Source organism: Inquilinus sp. OTU3971 (assembly GCF_038440215.1).
In genome coordinates this window covers 18,744-35,854 of sequence record NZ_JASATH010000005.1, presented here as the reverse complement: position 1 = coordinate 35,854, position 17,111 = coordinate 18,744, and the positions used below count along the sequence as shown (strand labels likewise).

Below are 17,111 nucleotides of genomic sequence, written 5' to 3'. Positions count from 1 at the left end.
CCGGTGTTGCCCCGTTGGGCTTCGAGGTCGTCAGCGGGGCGTATGTGCCTTGTCCCACAGAGCTGGGACAACCACGCCGAGAGTTTGTCGACCGATGTGGCCATCTCTTGAGCGCCTTCAATCAAGTGTTGGAGAGGTTTCAGCGACCGCCGTGCCGGTGCGCCCGGCCGCCGCACCGTTTCGGTCAGGCCGCAGAGGAGGACGGGATGAGACCGTCGGACTGGACCATTGTGCGGACGGCGGCCACGCTTGCAGCTGCGATCTCGGCCCGAAGCCAACTGTGCTCGACACTGCGGTGGCAGCGTTCGTGCCAGATCAGCGAGACTTCATAGGACGGGAATTCGACCGGCAATTCCTTGACGATCAGTGGCAGCATCGACGATGCCTGCAGAGCGACCCGGTAGGGCACTGTGAGCACGAGGTCGGTTTGGGCCACGATCATCGGAGCAGCCATTGTGTTCGGCACGATCAGCGGATCGCGATCCGGCAGGTTGAGCTTGCTCAGGGCATCATAGACGTGCCCGAACCTCTCCTCCGATCCGGGTGCGATCACCGCATGTCGCAGCGCCGAGAACCTGTCCGCCGTCCATGTGTGCCGCAACGCCGGATGGCCGCGCCGAAGCAGGCAGACGAAGCGGTCGGTGTAGAGACTGCGCCGGAAGAAGCCCGGCGGGGCGTCATCGACCTGCCCGACAACGAAGTCGATCTCTCCATTCTCCAGCCCCTTGAGCGACCCGGCGAGCAATGAATGAACGACAAAGTCGAGGTCGGGCGCAGTCGCCCGAAGACGCGGCATCAATTGCGGCAACAGAACCAGAGCCTGATGTTCCGGCATCGCGACACTCATCTTTAGCCGGGTGGCTTCGGGTTTGAAGCTGCGGGGTGTCAGAATCTCCCGGATCATCGCCAGGGCCGGGGGCAGCTTCCGTAAAAGTTGCTCGCCACATGTCGTCAGGATGACGCCAGTGGTGGTGCGCACCAACAGATCGTCTTTGAAGATGTCGCGCAGCCGCGCGAGAGTTCGGCTCATCGCCGGCTGACTCAGTCCCACCCGTTGACCAGCGTACGTAACGCTTCGCTGCTCCAACAGCGCCTCCAGCGCAACCAGCAGGTTCAGGTCGACCGAGGCGAGATTTATGCCGCCCGCCGAGGCTGGCCCTGTGCTGGTGGACACCGTGGCTCTCCCGATCGTCACACGCACCTCCGCGGTTCAACCGGCCTCGTCCAACAGGCAATGTCGCGCCAGGATAGACGAGCAATCATGTCTGCGCGCATACATCTCTCCCACACCTGAACCGGCCCCTCAGTGCCGCCACAGCCGCCGCGGGGAACGGCGTATCGACAGCTTCGGCAGACATTGTGGATACCTCACCTGCAACCAACGAAATATTTCAGATAAAAGACAGAAATATTTAAGATTTCGGCAAGATCACCTCACTGATGGATAAGACTACATGCCCAATTGAATGATTCCGAAGGAACATCACTGAGTCAACAATCAAAACTGATGCCTTAAATTCAACGAAATTTCAGATCAGCATATCCCAGATATCTGAAATGTTATTTGAATCGCCAGCATTCCGCCGGAAATTTGGCTTGTATTGAGTGGATTTCAAATGATGATCGGCGCGCATCCGAACTTGAGATCGCGCAGGTCATCCCGCGGCTCGCCGCCTCGGGGCGTGGCCGGTGTCGAGGACCATCCAAAAGGGGCATCCGGATCGACGGCTGAGCGAGATCGGAAAAGCGCCGTCGCCGACGACTTCACCCTGGTCCTGCCCGGGTCTCCGCCGGCCGTGACCGGTCACACCCGGCGTGAAGCGCCCTACCCCTTCAGCCCGATCACCTCGCGGCCGATCAGCATGCGGCGGACCTCGGAGGTGCCGGCGCCGATCTCGTAGAGCTTGGCGTCGCGCAGCAGGCGGCCGGTGGCGAAGTCGTTGATGTAGCCGTTGCCGCCGAGCGCCTGGATCGCCTGCAGCGCCATCCAGGTCGCCTTCTCGGCGGCGTAGAGGATGGCACCGGCCGAATCCTGCCGGGTCACCCGGCCGCGGTCGCAGGCCTGGCCGACGGCGTAGACATAGGCACGGGAGGCGTTGAGGGCGACATACATGTCGGCGACCTTGCCCTGCATCAGCTGGAACTCGCCGATCGCCCGGCCGAACTGCCTGCGGTCGCGGACATAGGGCAGGACGATGTCGAGGCAGGCCTGCATGATGCCGAGCGGCCCGGCGGCCAGCACCGTGCGCTCGTAGTCGAGGCCGCTCATCAGCACGCGCACGCCCTCGCCGACCCGGCCGAGCACGTTCTCTTCCGGCACCTCGCAATCCTGGAACACCAGCTCGCAGGTGTTGGAGCCGCGCATGCCGAGCTTGTCGAGCTTCTGCGCGGTGGAGAAACCCTTGAAGCCCTTCTCGACCAGGAAGGCGGTGATGCCGCGCGGCCCCGCCGCCGGATCGGTCTTGGCGTAGACCACCAGCGTGTCGGCGTCCGGCCCGTTGGTGATCCACATCTTGGTGCCGTTGAGGACGTAGCGGTCGCCCGTCTTCTCGGCCTTCAGCTTCATGCCCACGACGTCGGAGCCGGCCCCGGGCTCGGACATCGCCAGGGCGCCGACATGCTCGCCCGCCACCAGCTTCGGCAGGTACCGGCGCTTCTGCTCCTCGGTGCCGTTCAGCTTGATCTGGTTGACGCAGAGGTTGGAATGGGCGCCGTAGGACAGGCCGACCGAGGCCGAGGCGCGGGAGATCTCCTCCATCGCCACGATGTGCTCGAGATAACCCATGCCGGCGCCGCCATATTCCTCGTCGACCGTGACGCCGAGGACGCCGAGGTCGCCCATCTTGCGCCACAGGTCCATCGGGAACTGGTTGTCGCGGTCGATGTCCGCGGCGCGCGGCGCGATCTCGGCCTCGGCGAAGCCGCGCACTGAATCGCGCAACATGTCGGCGGTGTCGCCGAGCATGAAATCGAGGCCTTGCGGCTCATTGGGGATCATGGGGCATCGCTCCCGTGCGGATGTTTACCGGCACTGTAGCGCAGCCGTTGCCGCAAAAGAAAAGCCTCGCGCTGCCGAGGCACCGCGAGGCTTGCCCTCATTGGTGGATCGGGGTCCCGGACGCCCGTGGGCCAGGCGTCCGGGCCGATCCCCCCGATCGGCCGAAGCCGATCAGAGCACGAAGTCGCTGACCACCAGAGCGGCCGCACCCTTGACCTGGACCTCGAAGTCGGCACGGCCGTCGCCGTTGACGTCGCCGCTCAGGATCCCGCCCTGGAAGTGCAGCTGCCCGGCCACACCGGTGAAGTTGGCGCCACCGATGAAGGTGAAGGCCTGGTCACCGGCCGCCTTGGTGCTGGCGTCGATGAAGTGCAGGTCGATCTTGTCGCCCTGGGCATGGCTGAAGTCGGTGATCACGTCCCGACCCGCACCGACCACGCTCTGCGCGAGCGCCTGGAACCGGAAGGTGTCGGCACCCGCGCCGCCGGTCAGGGTGTCGGTCCCCCAATTGCCGTCGAGGACGTCATTGCCGCCCTTGCCTTCGAGCGTATCGTTGCCCGCCCCACCGCTGAGGCCGTTGACGGCCTCGCTGCCGATGATGCGGTTGTTCCCGGCGTTGCCGAGCGCGTTCCTGGCCGTGCCCGAGAGGGTCAGGATCTCGATGTTGTCGGACATAGCGAAGTCGATGGACGAGAACACCTGATCGGTGCCGCCATTCGCCAGTTCCTGGACCCGATCGCCGTAGCTGTCGACATAGTAGACGTCGTTGCCGACGCCGCCGATCATGATGTCGGCACCGGCACCGCCGGAGAGCTGGTCGTTGCCCAGGCCACCGGTGATGGTGTCATTGCCGGCATCGCCCCAGATCAGGTCGCTGCCCGTGCCGCCGCTGATGCGATCGTCACCGGCATTGCCGTGGATCACATCGTTGCCGAGATAGCCGTTCAGGATGTCGGCAGCGGCGCCGCCGTTGACGGTGTCGGCCGAGCCGACCGCGTCGCCGGCGATGTTGGCCAGCGAGTTGGAGCCCAGGGCGACAACGTTCAGGACCGAGCCGAGCAGGCCGGAGACGACACTGAGCGGGCCGACATTGGTCAGGCCGCTGACATCGATGCTGAACACCGCATCGCCGAGCGAGGACAGGATGGTGTCGAGCGCAGCCTCGAGGCCGACGCCGCCGCCGAGCAGGCTGCCCAGCACGCCGTCGAGATCGATGATGCCGCCGAGACCGTCGCCGCCGAGCAGGCCGCCGACCACACCCTCGACCGTCGCCAGCACGCCGCCGAGGACGCCCTCGACCACGCCGCCGAGATTGCCGAGGTCGAGGCCGCCGAGGGTGCCGCCCAGGACGTCGCCGCCGAGCAGGCCGTCGAGCAGGCCGGTGACCGTGCCGAGCAGGCCGCCCAGCAGATCGCCGCCCAGCAGGTCGCCGCCGACCAAGCCACCGAGCAGATTCTCGACCGTGCCGAGGACGCCACCGAGCAGGTCGCCGCTGAGCACGCCGCCCAGCACGTCGCCGCCCAGCAGGCCGCCGAGCACGTCGGTGATGCTGCCGAGCAGGTCGCCGCCCAGCAGGTCGCCACCGAGGACGCCGCCGAGCAGATCGGTCACCGTGCCGAGCAGGCCGCCCAGCAGGTCGCCGTCGAGGATGCCGCCGCCAACGCCGCCGAGCAGATCGCCACCCAGCAGGCCGTTCAGCAGATCGCCGACCGAGCCGAGCAGGCCGCCCAGCAGGTCGCCGCCCAGCAGGTCGCCGCCGAGCACGCCGCCGACGATGCCCTCGACCGTGCCGATCAGGCCGCCCAGCAGGTCCTCGCCGCCGAGGATGCCGCCCAGCAGGCCGCCGATCGCGTCGTCGCCGCCGACCACGCCGCCGAGCAGGCCCTGGACCAGACCGACCACGCCGCCGAGCAGGTCGCCACCCAGCAGGTCGCCGCCCAGCAGGTCGCCGCCCAGGATGCCGCCGAGCAGGCCATTCACCGTGCCGAGCAGGCCGCCGAGCAGGTCGCCGCCGAGGAGACCGCCAAGCAGGTCGCCACCGAGCAGATCGCCGCCGAGCACGCCGTTCAGCAGGTCGCCGACGGTGCCGAGCACGCCGCCGAGCAGGTCGCCGCCCAGCAGGTCGCCGCCGAGCAGGTCGCCGCTCAGGATGCCGCCGAGCAGGCCTTGGACGGTCTCGATCAGACCGCCGACGACGCTGCCGACGTCGGCGTTCAGCACGCCGCCGAGCACATCGCCGCTGAGGATACCACCGAGCAGGCTGCTCACCGCCTCGAGCAGGCCGCCGGTGGCGCCGCCCAGCAGATCGTCATGCAGGATGCCGCTCAGCAGATCCTCGACCGAGCCGAGCAGGCCGTCGGTCAGGTCGCCGGGGAGCACGCCGCCGAGCAGGCCGTTGAGCAGCCCATCGACCAGGCTGAAGACGCCGCCGAGAAGCCCATCAGCCTCGGAGTCACCAAAGACCAGGCCGTCCAGCGAGCCCAGGACGCTCTTCACCGTGCCGAGCACGCCGCCGAGAGCGTCATCGCCCAGAAGACCTCCGAGCAGACCGTCATCACCGAGCAGCCCGCCCAGAAGGCCGTCGCTGCCAAGCAGGCCGCCGAGGAGACCGTCATTGCCCAGCAGACCGCCGAGCAACCCGTCATCTCCGAGCAGGCCGTCAAGAAGACCCATGTTTTCCTCCTCCAAGAAACCCTTGCCAAGCCGACAGCCCGGCCGCCGCCCACTGGGCCAGCCAGCCGGCATTCAGGCAAAAAACGATAGGTCTGTCTATGGAAATTCCCGTTTTTTACTTCTCCACGACGAAATAGACGGATGAATTTGGGGCCGTATAAACTCCATCTCCTAAACAGGTTTTATCATTTCTTTTGTATGGATATTTAATTACTTGTTATGGCAATATTATTTCCCGCCTGGATTCAAGAGAGACAGTTTCCTGCGAGAAAAGAACCCTTTGGCCCGACAGGATCGAACGGATGCGGCCCATCGCGAATCGCGCCGGCGGTCCGGGCGACGCCACCGGCACGATGCGAATCCGGCGGAAACGCCGTGAAAACCCCGACCCGGCGCCGTCGGCGGCGACCGGCCTGCACTTGTCATTTCTTGCCGCCGCGGCGCGCGGCTGCGGCATTGCTTGCCCCGGGGGCGAGGCCGAGGGGCCGGGACCTGCAGACGGCAGCCAGACGACTGCCGCTGATCTGTCACACGCGCCGGAGTCGCGCCTCGACGACCGGGACGAGCCTGGCCGCGAGGCGATGGTCGCATTGCCGGGACGGGCAGGGTAGAATCGCCAGGTTCCGTGAGAACGGCTGGACATCGGCCGGGATCGCCTCGTACAACCCTGAGTATTCATGACGGGCTATGCACTGCAATTGCGCATGGTCCCGGATCCGGTGAGGGAGGGCATATTGAGCGTGGAATCCACAGGTATCAGCGAAGCCGATCTGCGCGAGGCATTGAAGAAGCTGGCGGTGGCCAGCGACCTGCGCTTCGGCCAGGTGGTCGGGCTGGCCGCCGTGGTGGCGATGCTGCCGGGCGTCGAGGCGATTCCGGTCGAGAAGATCGAGGCGGTCGTCGAGCGGCTGACCCGCGGCGTGCCGGGCGGCCAGAACCTGAAGATCCCGGCGGTCAACATCGCCCGCAACGTGATCACCGCCGCTGCCGAAGCCAAGAGCTCCGGCACCGCCTGAGGCGGCAGACCCATCCCGTCGCCGGCCGGAGATCGGCCCGACGGGATGGGACGCATCAGAGCAGGATCAGCGCCGCCAGGCCGAGGAAGGCGAAGAAGCCGACCACGTCGGTGACAGTGGTCAGGAACACGGCGCTGGACACCGCCGGATCGATCCCGAAGCGCTGCATCGCCAGCGGGATCACGGTGCCCGAAAAGGCCGCCGCCAGCAGGTTGATGATCATGGCGGCGCCGATCACCACCGCCAGGCGCGGATCCCCGAACCACAGCCACACCACGCCGCCGGCGATCGCCGCGAACAGCACGCCGTTGATCACGCCGACCAGCACCTCCTTCCACAGGATGCGGGCGGCGTTGCTGTCGGTCAGCTCGCGCATCGCCAGGGCCCGCACCGCGACCGTCAGGGTCTGGGTACCGGCATTGCCGCCCATCGAGGCGACGATCGGCATCAGCACGGCCAGCGCCACCACCCGGCTGATGGTGTCCTCGAACAGGCCGATCACCGACGAGGCCAGGACCGCGGTCAGCAGGTTGACGAACAGCCAGGAGAAGCGCGAGCGGGTGGTGGCGGCGACGTCGCGATAGAGGTCGCTCTGCTCGCCGATGCCGCCGAGGCGGAAGATATCCTCCTCCGCCTCCTCGTCGATGACGTCGACCACGTCGTCGAGGGTGATGACGCCGAGCAGCTTGCCGTTGCGGTCGACCACCGGCGCCGAGACCATGCCGTAGCGCCGGAACAAGAGTGCCACCTCCTCCTGGTCCATCTCCGCCGGGATCGGATGGATGTCCTCCAGCCCGAGCTCCGCCAACTTGGCCGGCCGCCGGCCGCGCAGGAAGCGCGACAGCGGCAGCTGGCCGCTGGGGTTGCCGTGCAGGTCGACCAGGAACAGGCTGTAGAACTCGTCCGGCAGGTCCTCGGCGGTGCGCAGCCAGTCGATGGTCTTGCCGACGGTCCAGTAATCCGGCACCGACACCAGCTCGCGCTGCATCAGGCGGCCGGCGGAGTATTCCGGGAAATCCAGCCCTTCGAGCAGGACCCGCCGCTCCTCGGCCGGGACATTGGCCAGGACCGCGTCGCGCTCGCCCTGGTCGAGGGTCTCGATCAGGGCCAGGGCGTCGTCGGAATCGAGCTCCTGCAGCGCCGCCGCGACATCCTGCGGCCCGAGCAGATCCAGGACCTCCTGGCGGACGTCCTCGTTCAGCCAGGCCAGCGCCTCCGCGTCGGTGGTCAGCTGCACCCGGATCAGCCCGACGACGACGCGGCGGTCGTCCGGATGCAGCGCCTCGATCAGCGCCGCCAGGTCGGCGGAGTGCAGCGGCGCCAGCCGCTCCTCCACCTCGGCGAGGCGATGGTCGTCCAGCGCCTCCTCGATCCCCTGCACGAAGCCGGGCGGCAGGCCGTATTCCTGGGCGTCCGCCGTGGAGCCGTCGGGCGCCGCCGTCACCTCACACCGACAGGGCTTCGAGCGCCACGTGCGACGCCTGCCGGGCATGGGCGTCGATCGGGCAGACCGCCCCCGCCAGCTGCGCGTCGACCGTGGCGATCGCGGTGATGTTGACCAGGCCGCGCACCGTCACCGACGGGGTGACGATATGGGCCGGCCGGGCGACGCCGAGCAGCATCGGGCCGATCGAGATCGCCTCGCCCAGCACCTTCAGCATGTTGAAGGCGATGTTGGCGGCATCGAGCGAGGGCAGCACCAAGAGGTTGGCGCTGCCGGTCAGCTTGCTGTCGGGGAAGATGCGCTGGCGGACCTCCTCCGACAGCGCGGCGTCGGCATGCATCTCGCCCTCGACCTCGAGGGCCGGCGCCTGCTCGCGGATCAGGGACAGGGCGTGGCGCATCTTCACCGGCGACGGCCCGTCCATGGTGCCGAAGTTGGAATGCGACAGCAGCGCCACCTTCGGCACGATGCCGAGGCGCCGGATCTCCTCGGCCGCCAGCAGCGTGGTCTCGGCGATCTGCTCCGGCGTCGGGTCCGGGGTGATGTAGGTGTCGGCCAGGAAGAAGGTGCCGCGCGGCAGCACCAGGGCGCTGAGCGCGGCCGGGGTGGTCACCCCCGGCGCCAGGCCGATGACGCTGAGCACGTCGCGCAGATGCGGCCGGTACGGGCCATAGCTGCCGCAGACCATGGCGTCGGCTTCCTGCTTCTGCACCATCAGCGCCGCGATCACGGTCGAGTTGGTGCGCACCACCGTGCGGGCGACGTCGGGCGAGACGCCGCGCCGGGCCAGCAGCTGGTGGTACAGGCGCCAGTATTCGGTGTAGCGCGGGTCGCTCTCGGGATCGACCAGCTCGACGTCGCGGTCGAGCTTCAGCCGCAGGCCCAGCCTCTCGATCCGGCGCTCGACCACGCCGCGGCGGCCGATCAGGATCGGCTTGGCCAGTTGGTCGTCGAGCGCGATCTGGACCGCACGCAGCACGCGCTCATCCTCGCCCTCGGCATAGACGACGCGCTTGGGCTCCTGCTTCGCCAGGGTGAACACCGGGCGCATCACCAGGCCGGAGCGGAAGACGAACTCCTCCAGCTTGCCGGTGTAGGCGTCGAAATCGGTGATCGGCCGGGTGGCGACGCCCGACTCCATCGCCGCCTTGGCCACCGCCGGCGCGATCTTGATGATCAGCCGCGGGTCGAAGGGCTTCGGGATCAGGTATTCCGGGCCGAAGCTGAGCTGCTGGTCGCCATAGGCGGTGGCGACGATGTCCGACCCCTCCTGCATCGCCAGGTCGGCGATGGCCTGCACCGCGGCGATCTTCATCGCCTCGTTGATCGCGGTGGCGCCGACGTCGAGCGCGCCGCGGAAGATGAAGGGGAAGCAGAGGACGTTGTTGACCTGGTTCGGATAGTCCGACCGGCCGGTCGCCATCACCGCGTCGGGGCGGATGGCCTTGACCTCCTCCGGCATGATCTCCGGCGTCGGGTTGGCCAGCGCCATGATGATCGGCCGGTCGGCCATGCGCTGCACCATCTCGCCGGTCAGCACCCGCGGCGCCGAGAGGCCGAGGAAGATGTCGGCCTCGCCGATCACCTCGGCCAGGGTCCGCGCCTCGGTCTTGCGGGCGTAGCGCTGCTTGCGCGGGTCCATCAGCTCGTTGCGGCCGTCCCAGACCACGCCGGCGATGTCGGTGACCCAGATGTTCTCGATCGGCAGCCCCATGTCGACCAGCAGGTCGAGGCAGGCCAGCGCCGCGGCGCCGGCGCCGGAGGTGACCAGCTTGACCGATTTCAGCTCCTTGCCGACGACGCGCAGCCCGTTGGTGATGGCGGCGGCGACGATGATGGCGGTGCCGTGCTGGTCGTCGTGGAAGACCGGGATCTTCATCCTGGCGCGAGCCTTCGATTCGACCTCGAAGCACTCCGGCGCCTTGATGTCCTCGAGGTTGATGCCGCCGAAGGTCGGCTCCAGCGCCACGATGATGTCGACCAGCTTGTCCGGGTCGGTCTCGTTGACCTCGATGTCGAAGACGTCGATGCCGGCGAACTTCTTGAACAGGACGCCCTTGCCCTCCATCACCGGCTTGGCGGCGAGCGGGCCGATGTTGCCGAGGCCGAGCACGGCGGTGCCGTTGGTGATGACGGCGACGAGGTTGGCGCGGCTGGTCATCTGCGACGCTTCGGCCGGATCGGCGACGATCGCCTCGCACGCCGCGGCGACGCCGGGCGAATAGGCCAGCGCCAGGTCGCGCTGCGTCGCCAGCGGCTTGGTCGGCGTGACCGCGATCTTTCCGGGCGTCGGCAGGCGGTGGTAGTCGAGCGCGGCTTCGCGCAGATCGCTGGACATCACGGGATCCGGGACAGCGTTACGGGTCGACCCGTTATAGGGAGCGTTCCGTCCGGGCGGAAGGGCCGCGTCGGAAGACCGCCCGCCAGAAACGCGAAAGGCCCGCCGGTGAGGGCGGGCCTTGCGAAGAATGGTGCGGTCGAGAAGACTCGAACTTCCACGGGGGTTAGCCCACAGCGACCTCAACGCTGCGCGTCTACCAATTCCGCCACGACCGCACGGCAGGCACGCCCACGAGGGGCCTTGCCTTCCGAGGTGCGGGGGGATTAGCAGATCGGATGCGCCCGATCAAGCAGCCCGATGAGATGATCGCGATTCCGTCTCCCATCCTCGCCGAAACCACCGTTCCGGGCGGCCCGGCCCGGCCTGTGCCGGACTGGCGCATCGACGACGGCGCCGTGCCCTACCCCGAGGCGCTGGCGGCGATGGAGGCCCGGGTGGCGGCGATTCGCGCCGGCGCCGCGCCGGAGTTGGTGTGGCTCCTGGAGCACCCGCCGCTCTACACCGCCGGCACCAGCGCCCATGACACCGACCTGCTGACGCCCGACCGCTTCCCGGTCTACCACACCGGCCGCGGCGGCCAGTACACCTATCACGGGCCGGGGCAGCGGGTCGGCTACGTCATGGTCGATCTGAAGCGGCGCAATCCGGATGTGCGAGTCTATGTCCATTCCCTGGAGGAGTGGTTGATCCGCACCCTGGCGCGGTTCCAGGTGAAGGGCGAGCGGCGCGAGGGCCGGGTCGGCATCTGGGTCGAGCGCGATGGCGTCGAGAAGAAGATCGCCGCCATCGGCGTGCGGATCCGGCACTGGGTGACCTTCCACGGCGTGGCGCTGAACGTCGACCCCGACCTGTCGCATTTCGCCGGCATCGTGCCCTGCGGCCTGGCGCAGTACGGCGTCACCTCGCTGGTCGATCTCGGCCTGCCGGTGACCATGGCGGATGTCGACCTGGCCCTGCGCGAGGCCTGGGACGAGGTGTTCGAGGGGTGAGTCAAAAGCCCTGAAACAGGAAGTCCAGGGCGTCGACGATGACCGAGTGCTGGTCGGCCAGTGACCCGATGGTATCTCCCAGGTCGCTGACCGAGATGGCAGCCATCTCCGTCGTGACGAGGACATAGTCATGTCCGCCGACGGGCAGGACCGGCTGCAGCCGCTTCATCGGCATTGCAGAATATGAATGAACCGGGACCATCGGAACGATGATTCGCCCCGGCAAATGATCATGAAATTCCGATTGTATGTTCAGCGCCAGGACGTCATCGACTCCTCGTAGCCGATGGACATCAAAACGCATCAGAAACGCCGATACTTCGCCAGGAGGAGTCCCTCGCGCGCCACTCGCTCGTTGTAGCTCTTGATCGCCTCGGCGTTCTGCTCTTTCCAGAGCTCGCCTTCACGGCGGCGCACTGCTTCAACGATCGCGTCCTCGGCAATTCGGGACACGTTCAGCCCATACTCCTTGGCCCGGCGGGTCGCCTCGACCGAGAGGTTGAGATTGGTCGGACGGCGCAATGCCCGATCCAGAGTCTTGCGGCTGTCGAGCTTGGACATGGATCAGTCTATGCGCAATTTTATGCGCATAGCAAGCGCTACTCAGCGGTGGCGAATCGAACCCGCGAGCCCAAAGGATCAAAACAACCGATACTTTTCCAGGGTCAGGCCTTTTCGCTCCACCCATTCGTTATGGCTCCGGATCGCCTCGGCGTTCTGCTCCTTCCAGCGCGCCGCTTCGTCCCGACGCTTGGCCTCGGCGGCCGAACCCTTCGGGTCACGATCTTTCGTCTTGTTCCGATCGGGCATCTGGTACCCTCCCCGGTCCGATCGCCGCATCCATCCGAGTCCTACTATGCTCCTCCAGGCCGAAGCCATCACCCTCAAGATCGGCGGCCGGGCCCTGTTCCAGGATGCCAGCTTCGCCGTCCACCCGGACGACCGGATCGGCCTGGTCGGCGACAACGGCAGCGGCAAGTCGACGCTAATCCAGGCGCTTCTCGGCGAGATCGAGCTGGACCGCGGCCGCATCGCGCGCCGGCGCGGGCTGCTGATCGGCCATGTGCCGCAGGCGGTGCCGGCCGAACTGCTGCCCCTGACGCTGCACGAGGCGCTGGTGACGGCCCTGCCCGAGGCGGCACGGGACGATCAGGCCTGGCGCGCCGACATGGTGCTGGACGAGCTGGGGATCGAGCCCGAGCAGTGGCACGCGCAGAAAGTCGCCGCGCTGTCCGGCGGCTGGCAGCGCCTGCTGCTGGTGGCGCGGGCGACGCTTGCCGATCCGGATCTCTTGATCCTGGACGAGCCGACCAACCATCTCGACGTCGGCAAGGTGATGCGGCTGGAGCGCTGGCTGACCGAGCATCTGCGCCTGCCCTTCCTCCTGGTGTCGCATGACCGCGAGTTCCTGGACCGGGTGACCGACCGCACCATCATCCTGCGCGGCGACCGGGTGCGGAGCTATGGCACCTCCTTCTCCCAGGCGCGGCAGGAGCTGATCCGCGAGGACCTGGCGGCGCTGCAGCAGGCCGAGCGCGACGAGAAGGAGGTCGAGCGGCTGGAGCGCGCCGCCAAGCGGCTGGCGATCTGGTCCAACCTCAAGGGCCACAACCCGGACATGGCCCGGCGCGCCAAGGCGGTGGCGTCCCGCGCCGAGCAGCGCCGGGCGGAGGCCACGGTGGCGCATCGCGAGGCCCGGCGGGACATCAACCTCGACAGCAGCGAGGTGCAGCGCGCCACGCTGGTGCGGCTGAAGGACCATGTCGTGCGCACGGAGACCGGGCGCGAGCTGCTACGCATCGAGCAGGAGTTCATCCGCCGCGGCGACCGCATCGCCCTGCTGGGCCTGAACGGCACCGGCAAGTCGCACCTGATCCGCGACCTGATGGCGGCGATCACCCGGGCGGCGGCAGGCGACGCGCCGCTCGGCCAGTCGATCACCGCCAACCCGCAGCTGCGGCCGGGCTATCTCGACCAGCACCTGTCCGACCTGCCGCGGCAGATGCCGGTGAACCGGGCGCTGCAGGCCGCCTCGACCCTGCGCGACGCCGAGCTGGTGCGCGAGCTGCACAACATCGGCATCCCGATCGAGAAGCAGGCGACGCCGATCGGCAACCTCAGCTATGGCGAGCAGCTGCGGGTCACCTTCCTGCTGCTGCGCCTGCGCCAACCCAACATCTACCTGCTGGACGAGCCGACCAACCACCTTGACATCGCCGGGCGGGAGCGGCTGGAGGACCTGCTGTCGCGCGACGACACGACCTGCGTCTTCGTCACCCATGACCGGCGCATGCTGCGCGGCATCGGCACCCGCTACTTGGAGATCCGCAACCGCCGGCTGATCGAGGTCGACGGGCCGGACGAGTTCCTGGAACGGGCGGCGGCTGCGGCCTGAATCGGGCTGGGAGACATCCCCGAACGCTCCCCGTTGCCCACCACACTGCCGGCTAGGAAGAATCTCCGCCCTGCTGTTAGGATAAGGTTATTTTGAGGGGCGACCATCCTTTCGGACGGGCCACCGAACGGCTGCCAGCCTGAGCCTGCCAGGCGAGGAAACTCGCCGGCGATTACGAGCCGACGGAGCGCGCATGTCCGACATCATCGATCAGATCAGGGACGCGTACGACACGGTCCCGTACGACTCCCATTCCTTCCCGACCACGTCCCCGGACCACCTCGAGACGGTCGCGCATCTCTTAGGTCTGTCGGCCCCGAGGGTCGCGACCAGCCGGATACTGGAGCTGGGTTGCGCATCCGGCGGCAACATCCTGCCGCTCGCGCTCCGGTATCCGGAAAGCCATGTGGTCGGTATCGACCTGTCGCTGGTCCAGATCGACGCGGGGCGGAGAGCCGTCGCCGAACTCGGGCTGAACAACATCGAGCTGCACCAGGGCGATCTGAGCGAGATCGCCCCGACGCTCGGGGTCTTCGACTACATCATATGCCACGGCGTCTACAGCTGGGTCCCGCCGGAAGTGCGGGAGGCGATCCTTCGCGTCTGCCACGAGAACCTCGTACCCGACGGCGTCGCCTTCGTCAGCTACAACTGCTATCCCGGCTGGAAGGCGAAGGAGGTCGTCCGCGACGCCATGATCCTGCGCGGTCGCCATGCGGGGTCGAAAGAACGGCCGCTCGCCTACGCCCGGGGCATGATCGATTTCCTCTCCGGCGTCACCGACCCCAACAGTCTGATGGGCCGCATCGTGGCCGAGCAGAGCGGCGTCCTGAAATCGTTCCACGAATCCTACATCCAGCACGAGTTCCTCGAGCTCTACAACTCGCCCTGCTATTTCGGGGACTTCGTCGCGGCGGCGGAGAAGGCCGGGCTGGCCTATCTCGGCGATGCGGTGCCTGCGTCGATGTTCGCCGCCAATTTCGGCGCCTCCGTCGCCGGTCCGTTGCTGAGGGAATGCGGCGACAGCCAGGTCCGGCTCGAGCAGTATCTCGATTTCGTCAGCAACCGGACGTTCCGTCAGACCCTTCTGGTCCATGCCGATCGGGCCGAGGATATCCGCTACCGCCTCGACGGCGAGCGGCTGCAGGCGCTCCACCTCGCCGCCTTCCTTCCGCCCCAGGGAGAGGCCGTGCTGGACGATACGCCGCGGCTCTACGGCCCGCCCGGCCACTCTCCTCTGATCCTGCCGCAGCGGTCGGTCAAGGCAGCGGCGGCGGCGCTGACGGCAGCCTGGCCGGGGACGCTGGATTTCCGGTCGCTGATGGTGGCGGTCGAGGCCGCCCTCCCCGGCGAGATGCCGGCCGAAGCGGAAGCCGAGGTGACCGATTTCGTCGAACTGCTGGTGATGCGCGATCGCGGGAGGTTCCGGCTGAACCCGGTGGACAAGCCGGGGCCGGCGTTTGCGGTGCCGGAGGCGTGGCGGCGCTATGCAGCGTGCACGGCGGAGGCGGGCATGGCCCGGATCACCAACGCCTGGCACGAGTCGGTCGTCCTCGATGTGGTGGAACGCTGCCTGATGGCGCATCTTGACGGAACACGGGAGGAAGAGGACCTGATCGAGCGGCTCGTCGAATGCGTCGCGAAGGGCGATCTGTCCTTCAGGCTTGCCGACCGGATGGTGAGCGACCCCGACGACATCCGGCGCTGCGCCCGGGAGCACCTCGATCGGGTCATGGCTCGGTTCCCCCTGCGTTTTGTGTTCTGACGCATTGGCGAGGTCTAGGCCGACCTCGCCGCCTCCAGCGCCACGCGGGTGGCCAGGGTCAGCGGCTGCGGCAGGGAGTCGAGGGCGAACCAGTCGATCGCGGCCAGGGCGGCCGGCTCGCGGTTGACCGGGTCGCCCGCGGCAATGGCGGCGCGGTACACCGGCGCCACCCAATGGGTGCCGGCGGCGCGGTCGATCTGGTCGACCAGGCAGAGCAGCCCGTCGAGCCGCAGCGCGACTCCGAGCTCCTCCTCGATCTCCCGCACCACCGCCGCCTCGACCGTCTCGCCGAAATCGACCTTGCCGCCGGGCAGGCCCCAATGCCCGGACTCCGGCTCCCGCCGCCGCTGCACCAGAAGCAGCCGGCCCGCCGCGTCGCGGATGAAGGCGCCGACGCCGAGCCGCGGCGCCCCGGTCACAGCGTCCGTCCTTGCGTGAATCCGGGATGGTCGGGCGGCTCCGCCTCGATCATCTGCACCCGGTCGACCAGCGCCACCGGCGGCCCGCGCCGGCAGGCGGCGGCCACCTGATCGACCGCCTCGGCCGGGCCGGACAGCAGCGCCTCGACCGAGCCGTCACGCCGGTTGCGGACCCAGCCGTCCAGCCCGGCCGCCATGGCCTGGCCGGCCAGCCAGGCGCGGTAGCCGACGCCCTGGACCCGGCCGGTGATGCGCAGCGACAGCGCCTTGCGCTCCCCGCTCATTCCTCTTCCTCCGGTTCCTCCGGCAGCGCGCCGCCATAGAGCGCGGCGGCGACCAGGCGAATGGCGAAGCGCGCCTCGGCCTCCAGCCGCTCGGCCTCGAACCAGTGCATGTCGACCGTCAGCGTCGGCGGGTCGGAGACGTGCAACGCCCGGTTGCGGGCGCGGCGCAGCACGTCGAAGCGCTCGTCCAGCCCGGCCTCGGCGAACAGCGTGCCGGCGTTGAGATAGGGGTCGATCACCCGGCCAGCGACGATCGCCTGCTCGCGCAGATGCGCCTCGATCACCGCGACCGCGAGGATTGCGGTGGCGACCCAGGCGCCGGCGCCGAACACGGTCTCGAGCTCGACCAGCAGGGCCTGCGTGTGGTCGCCGACCGCCATGGCGGCATCCCGCCGCTCCCCGGTGCCGCGGCCGGCCATGACGTCGGCAAACCAGCGGGTGCGAGCCTCGCTTTCGTCGCCGGTCGCCTTCACTGGGCGAAGATCTCCTCGCATTTCTTCAGGTCGCCCTCGATCCGGGTCTTCTCCGCGCTCGGCGGGCGGTTCGGGCCGGCCATGTCCTTGATCCGGGTGCAGTAATCGGCCCAGGCACCCAGCGCCTGGTCGTCGACCCGGATCATGAAGGGATCGGTCGGGCCCGGCGGCGGCTGCAGGTCGTCGCCCCTGATCGAGGCGATCGGCGGCGGCGGCCCCGGATTCTCCGGCGGGGTCAGGCCGTCGCCGCAGCCCGCCAGCAGCAGCACCGGCAGGAGGATACGGAGGGTTCGGTTCATGGCGCTCTCCCGGCC

General features: G+C 68.1%; 17 protein-coding genes and 1 tRNA gene. 5 read left to right on the top strand and 13 right to left on the bottom strand.

The features are described 5' to 3' along the window. Positions 1-184: 184 nt before the first annotated feature. The 3 genes from AAHM41_RS02330 to AAHM41_RS02320 all read right to left on the bottom strand — a co-directional run bounded on the left by AAHM41_RS02330 (position 185) and on the right by AAHM41_RS02320 (position 5,671). Complete coding sequence (locus tag AAHM41_RS02330) at positions 185-1,174, bottom strand: LysR family transcriptional regulator (RefSeq protein ID WP_342234888.1); 990 nt, start codon at positions 1,172-1,174, stop codon at positions 185-187. Between the two features lie 651 nt (positions 1,175-1,825). After that, positions 1,826-2,998, bottom strand: coding sequence for an isovaleryl-CoA dehydrogenase (locus AAHM41_RS02325; RefSeq protein ID WP_342234887.1), 1,173 nt, complete (start codon positions 2,996-2,998; stop codon positions 1,826-1,828). A gap of 171 nt (positions 2,999-3,169) precedes the next feature. After that, positions 3,170-5,671, bottom strand: coding sequence for a calcium-binding protein (locus AAHM41_RS02320; RefSeq protein ID WP_342234886.1), 2,502 nt, complete (start codon positions 5,669-5,671; stop codon positions 3,170-3,172). Positions 5,672-5,973: 302 nt separating this feature from the next. Between AAHM41_RS02320 and AAHM41_RS02315 the strand changes: the two genes are divergently transcribed. Together AAHM41_RS02315 and AAHM41_RS02310 are read left to right on the top strand one after the other, a co-directional pair. Further along, positions 5,974-6,282, top strand: a complete 309-nt coding sequence (locus AAHM41_RS02315) for a hypothetical protein (protein ID WP_342234885.1) — start codon at positions 5,974-5,976, stop codon at positions 6,280-6,282. 129 nt (positions 6,283-6,411) lie between these two features. After that, positions 6,412-6,687 carry a hypothetical protein gene (locus tag AAHM41_RS02310; RefSeq protein ID WP_342234884.1) on the top strand — a complete coding sequence of 92 codons (276 nt, stop codon included), beginning with the start codon at positions 6,412-6,414 and terminating at the stop codon, positions 6,685-6,687. Between the two features lie 55 nt (positions 6,688-6,742). Here the strand turns inward: AAHM41_RS02310 and mgtE are convergent, their stop codons facing one another. The 3 genes from mgtE to AAHM41_RS02295 form a co-directional block, all read right to left on the bottom strand. Further along, on the bottom strand, positions 6,743-8,131 hold the full coding sequence (mgtE, locus tag AAHM41_RS02305; protein WP_342234883.1) for a magnesium transporter: 1,389 nt from the start codon (positions 8,129-8,131) through the stop codon (positions 6,743-6,745). 1 nt (position 8,132) lies between these two features. Then, positions 8,133-10,469 carry an NADP-dependent malic enzyme gene (locus AAHM41_RS02300; RefSeq protein WP_342234882.1) on the bottom strand — a complete coding sequence of 779 codons (2,337 nt, stop codon included), beginning with the start codon at positions 10,467-10,469 and terminating at the stop codon, positions 8,133-8,135. Positions 10,470-10,600: 131 nt separating this feature from the next. Next, a tRNA-Leu gene (locus tag AAHM41_RS02295) sits at positions 10,601-10,687 on the bottom strand. An 87-nt stretch (positions 10,688-10,774) separates the two neighbouring features. Here AAHM41_RS02295 and lipB point away from each other — a divergent pair. Next, positions 10,775-11,461: a lipoyl(octanoyl) transferase LipB gene (gene lipB, locus AAHM41_RS02290; RefSeq protein WP_342234942.1), complete on the top strand. Its 687-nt coding sequence runs from the start codon at positions 10,775-10,777 to the stop codon at positions 11,459-11,461. A 1-nt stretch (position 11,462) separates the two neighbouring features. Here the strand turns inward: lipB and AAHM41_RS02285 are convergent, their stop codons facing one another. From AAHM41_RS02285 to AAHM41_RS02275, 3 genes are all read right to left on the bottom strand, one after another. Beyond that, a complete protein-coding gene (locus AAHM41_RS02285) occupies positions 11,463-11,765 on the bottom strand; it encodes a CcdB family protein (protein ID WP_342234881.1) in 303 nt (100 codons plus the stop codon). Then, positions 11,765-12,022, bottom strand: coding sequence for a type II toxin-antitoxin system CcdA family antitoxin (locus tag AAHM41_RS02280; protein ID WP_342234880.1), 258 nt, complete (start codon positions 12,020-12,022; stop codon positions 11,765-11,767). The genes AAHM41_RS02285 and AAHM41_RS02280 overlap by 1 nt, the downstream gene beginning before the upstream one ends. A 78-nt stretch (positions 12,023-12,100) precedes the next feature. Beyond that, the gene (locus AAHM41_RS02275; protein ID WP_342234879.1) at positions 12,101-12,271 is read right to left on the bottom strand and encodes a type II toxin-antitoxin system CcdA family antitoxin; all 171 of its coding nucleotides are present in this window, start codon (positions 12,269-12,271) and stop codon (positions 12,101-12,103) included. Between the two features lie 46 nt (positions 12,272-12,317). Between AAHM41_RS02275 and AAHM41_RS02270 the strand changes: the two genes are divergently transcribed. Further along, positions 12,318-13,856: an ABC-F family ATP-binding cassette domain-containing protein gene (locus AAHM41_RS02270; RefSeq protein WP_342234878.1), complete on the top strand. Its 1,539-nt coding sequence runs from the start codon at positions 12,318-12,320 to the stop codon at positions 13,854-13,856. Positions 13,857-14,049: 193 nt separating this feature from the next. After that, positions 14,050-15,621, top strand: a complete 1,572-nt coding sequence (locus AAHM41_RS02265; RefSeq protein WP_342234877.1) for a methyltransferase regulatory domain-containing protein — start codon at positions 14,050-14,052, stop codon at positions 15,619-15,621. A 14-nt stretch (positions 15,622-15,635) separates the two neighbouring features. On the opposite strand, the gene AAHM41_RS02260 is transcribed toward AAHM41_RS02265, so the two are convergent. The 4 genes from AAHM41_RS02260 to AAHM41_RS02245 are packed head-to-tail and all read right to left on the bottom strand — an operon-like array spanning position 15,636 to position 17,096. Then, a complete protein-coding gene (locus tag AAHM41_RS02260; RefSeq protein ID WP_342234876.1) occupies positions 15,636-16,040 on the bottom strand; it encodes an NUDIX domain-containing protein in 405 nt (134 codons plus the stop codon). Continuing rightward, complete coding sequence (locus tag AAHM41_RS02255; RefSeq protein ID WP_342234875.1) at positions 16,037-16,324, bottom strand: acylphosphatase; 288 nt, start codon at positions 16,322-16,324, stop codon at positions 16,037-16,039. Before AAHM41_RS02255 ends, AAHM41_RS02260 begins: the two co-directional genes overlap by 4 nt. Then, on the bottom strand, positions 16,321-16,797 hold the full coding sequence (locus AAHM41_RS02250) for a hypothetical protein (protein ID WP_342234874.1): 477 nt from the start codon (positions 16,795-16,797) through the stop codon (positions 16,321-16,323). The genes AAHM41_RS02255 and AAHM41_RS02250 overlap by 4 nt, the downstream gene beginning before the upstream one ends. Then, positions 16,794-17,096, bottom strand: a complete 303-nt coding sequence (locus tag AAHM41_RS02245; protein ID WP_342234873.1) for a hypothetical protein — start codon at positions 17,094-17,096, stop codon at positions 16,794-16,796. The genes AAHM41_RS02250 and AAHM41_RS02245 overlap by 4 nt, the downstream gene beginning before the upstream one ends. Between the last annotated feature and the right edge of the window lie 15 nt (positions 17,097-17,111).

What these genes read in the sequence shown, in the direction of transcription:
- AAHM41_RS02325 (WP_342234887.1), bottom strand. Translation starts at nt 2,998, where the DNA reads ATGATCCCCAATGAGCCGCAAGGCCTCGATTTCATGCTCGGCGACACC.
- AAHM41_RS02320 (WP_342234886.1), bottom strand. Translation starts at nt 5,671, where the DNA reads ATGGGTCTTCTTGACGGCCTGCTCGGAGATGACGGGTTGCTCGGCGGT.
- AAHM41_RS02315 (WP_342234885.1), top strand. Translation starts at nt 5,974, where the DNA reads ATGCGGCCCATCGCGAATCGCGCCGGCGGTCCGGGCGACGCCACCGGC.
- AAHM41_RS02300 (WP_342234882.1), bottom strand. Translation starts at nt 10,469, where the DNA reads ATGTCCAGCGATCTGCGCGAAGCCGCGCTCGACTACCACCGCCTGCCG.
- lipB (WP_342234942.1), top strand. Translation starts at nt 10,775, where the DNA reads ATGATCGCGATTCCGTCTCCCATCCTCGCCGAAACCACCGTTCCGGGC.
- AAHM41_RS02285 (WP_342234881.1), bottom strand. Translation starts at nt 11,765, where the DNA reads ATGCGTTTTGATGTCCATCGGCTACGAGGAGTCGATGACGTCCTGGCG.
- AAHM41_RS02280 (WP_342234880.1), bottom strand. Translation starts at nt 12,022, where the DNA reads ATGTCCAAGCTCGACAGCCGCAAGACTCTGGATCGGGCATTGCGCCGT.
- AAHM41_RS02275 (WP_342234879.1), bottom strand. Translation starts at nt 12,271, where the DNA reads ATGCCCGATCGGAACAAGACGAAAGATCGTGACCCGAAGGGTTCGGCC.
- AAHM41_RS02270 (WP_342234878.1), top strand. Translation starts at nt 12,318, where the DNA reads ATGCTCCTCCAGGCCGAAGCCATCACCCTCAAGATCGGCGGCCGGGCC.
- AAHM41_RS02265 (WP_342234877.1), top strand. Translation starts at nt 14,050, where the DNA reads ATGTCCGACATCATCGATCAGATCAGGGACGCGTACGACACGGTCCCG.
- AAHM41_RS02255 (WP_342234875.1), bottom strand. Translation starts at nt 16,324, where the DNA reads ATGAGCGGGGAGCGCAAGGCGCTGTCGCTGCGCATCACCGGCCGGGTC.
- AAHM41_RS02245 (WP_342234873.1), bottom strand. Translation starts at nt 17,096, where the DNA reads ATGAACCGAACCCTCCGTATCCTCCTGCCGGTGCTGCTGCTGGCGGGC.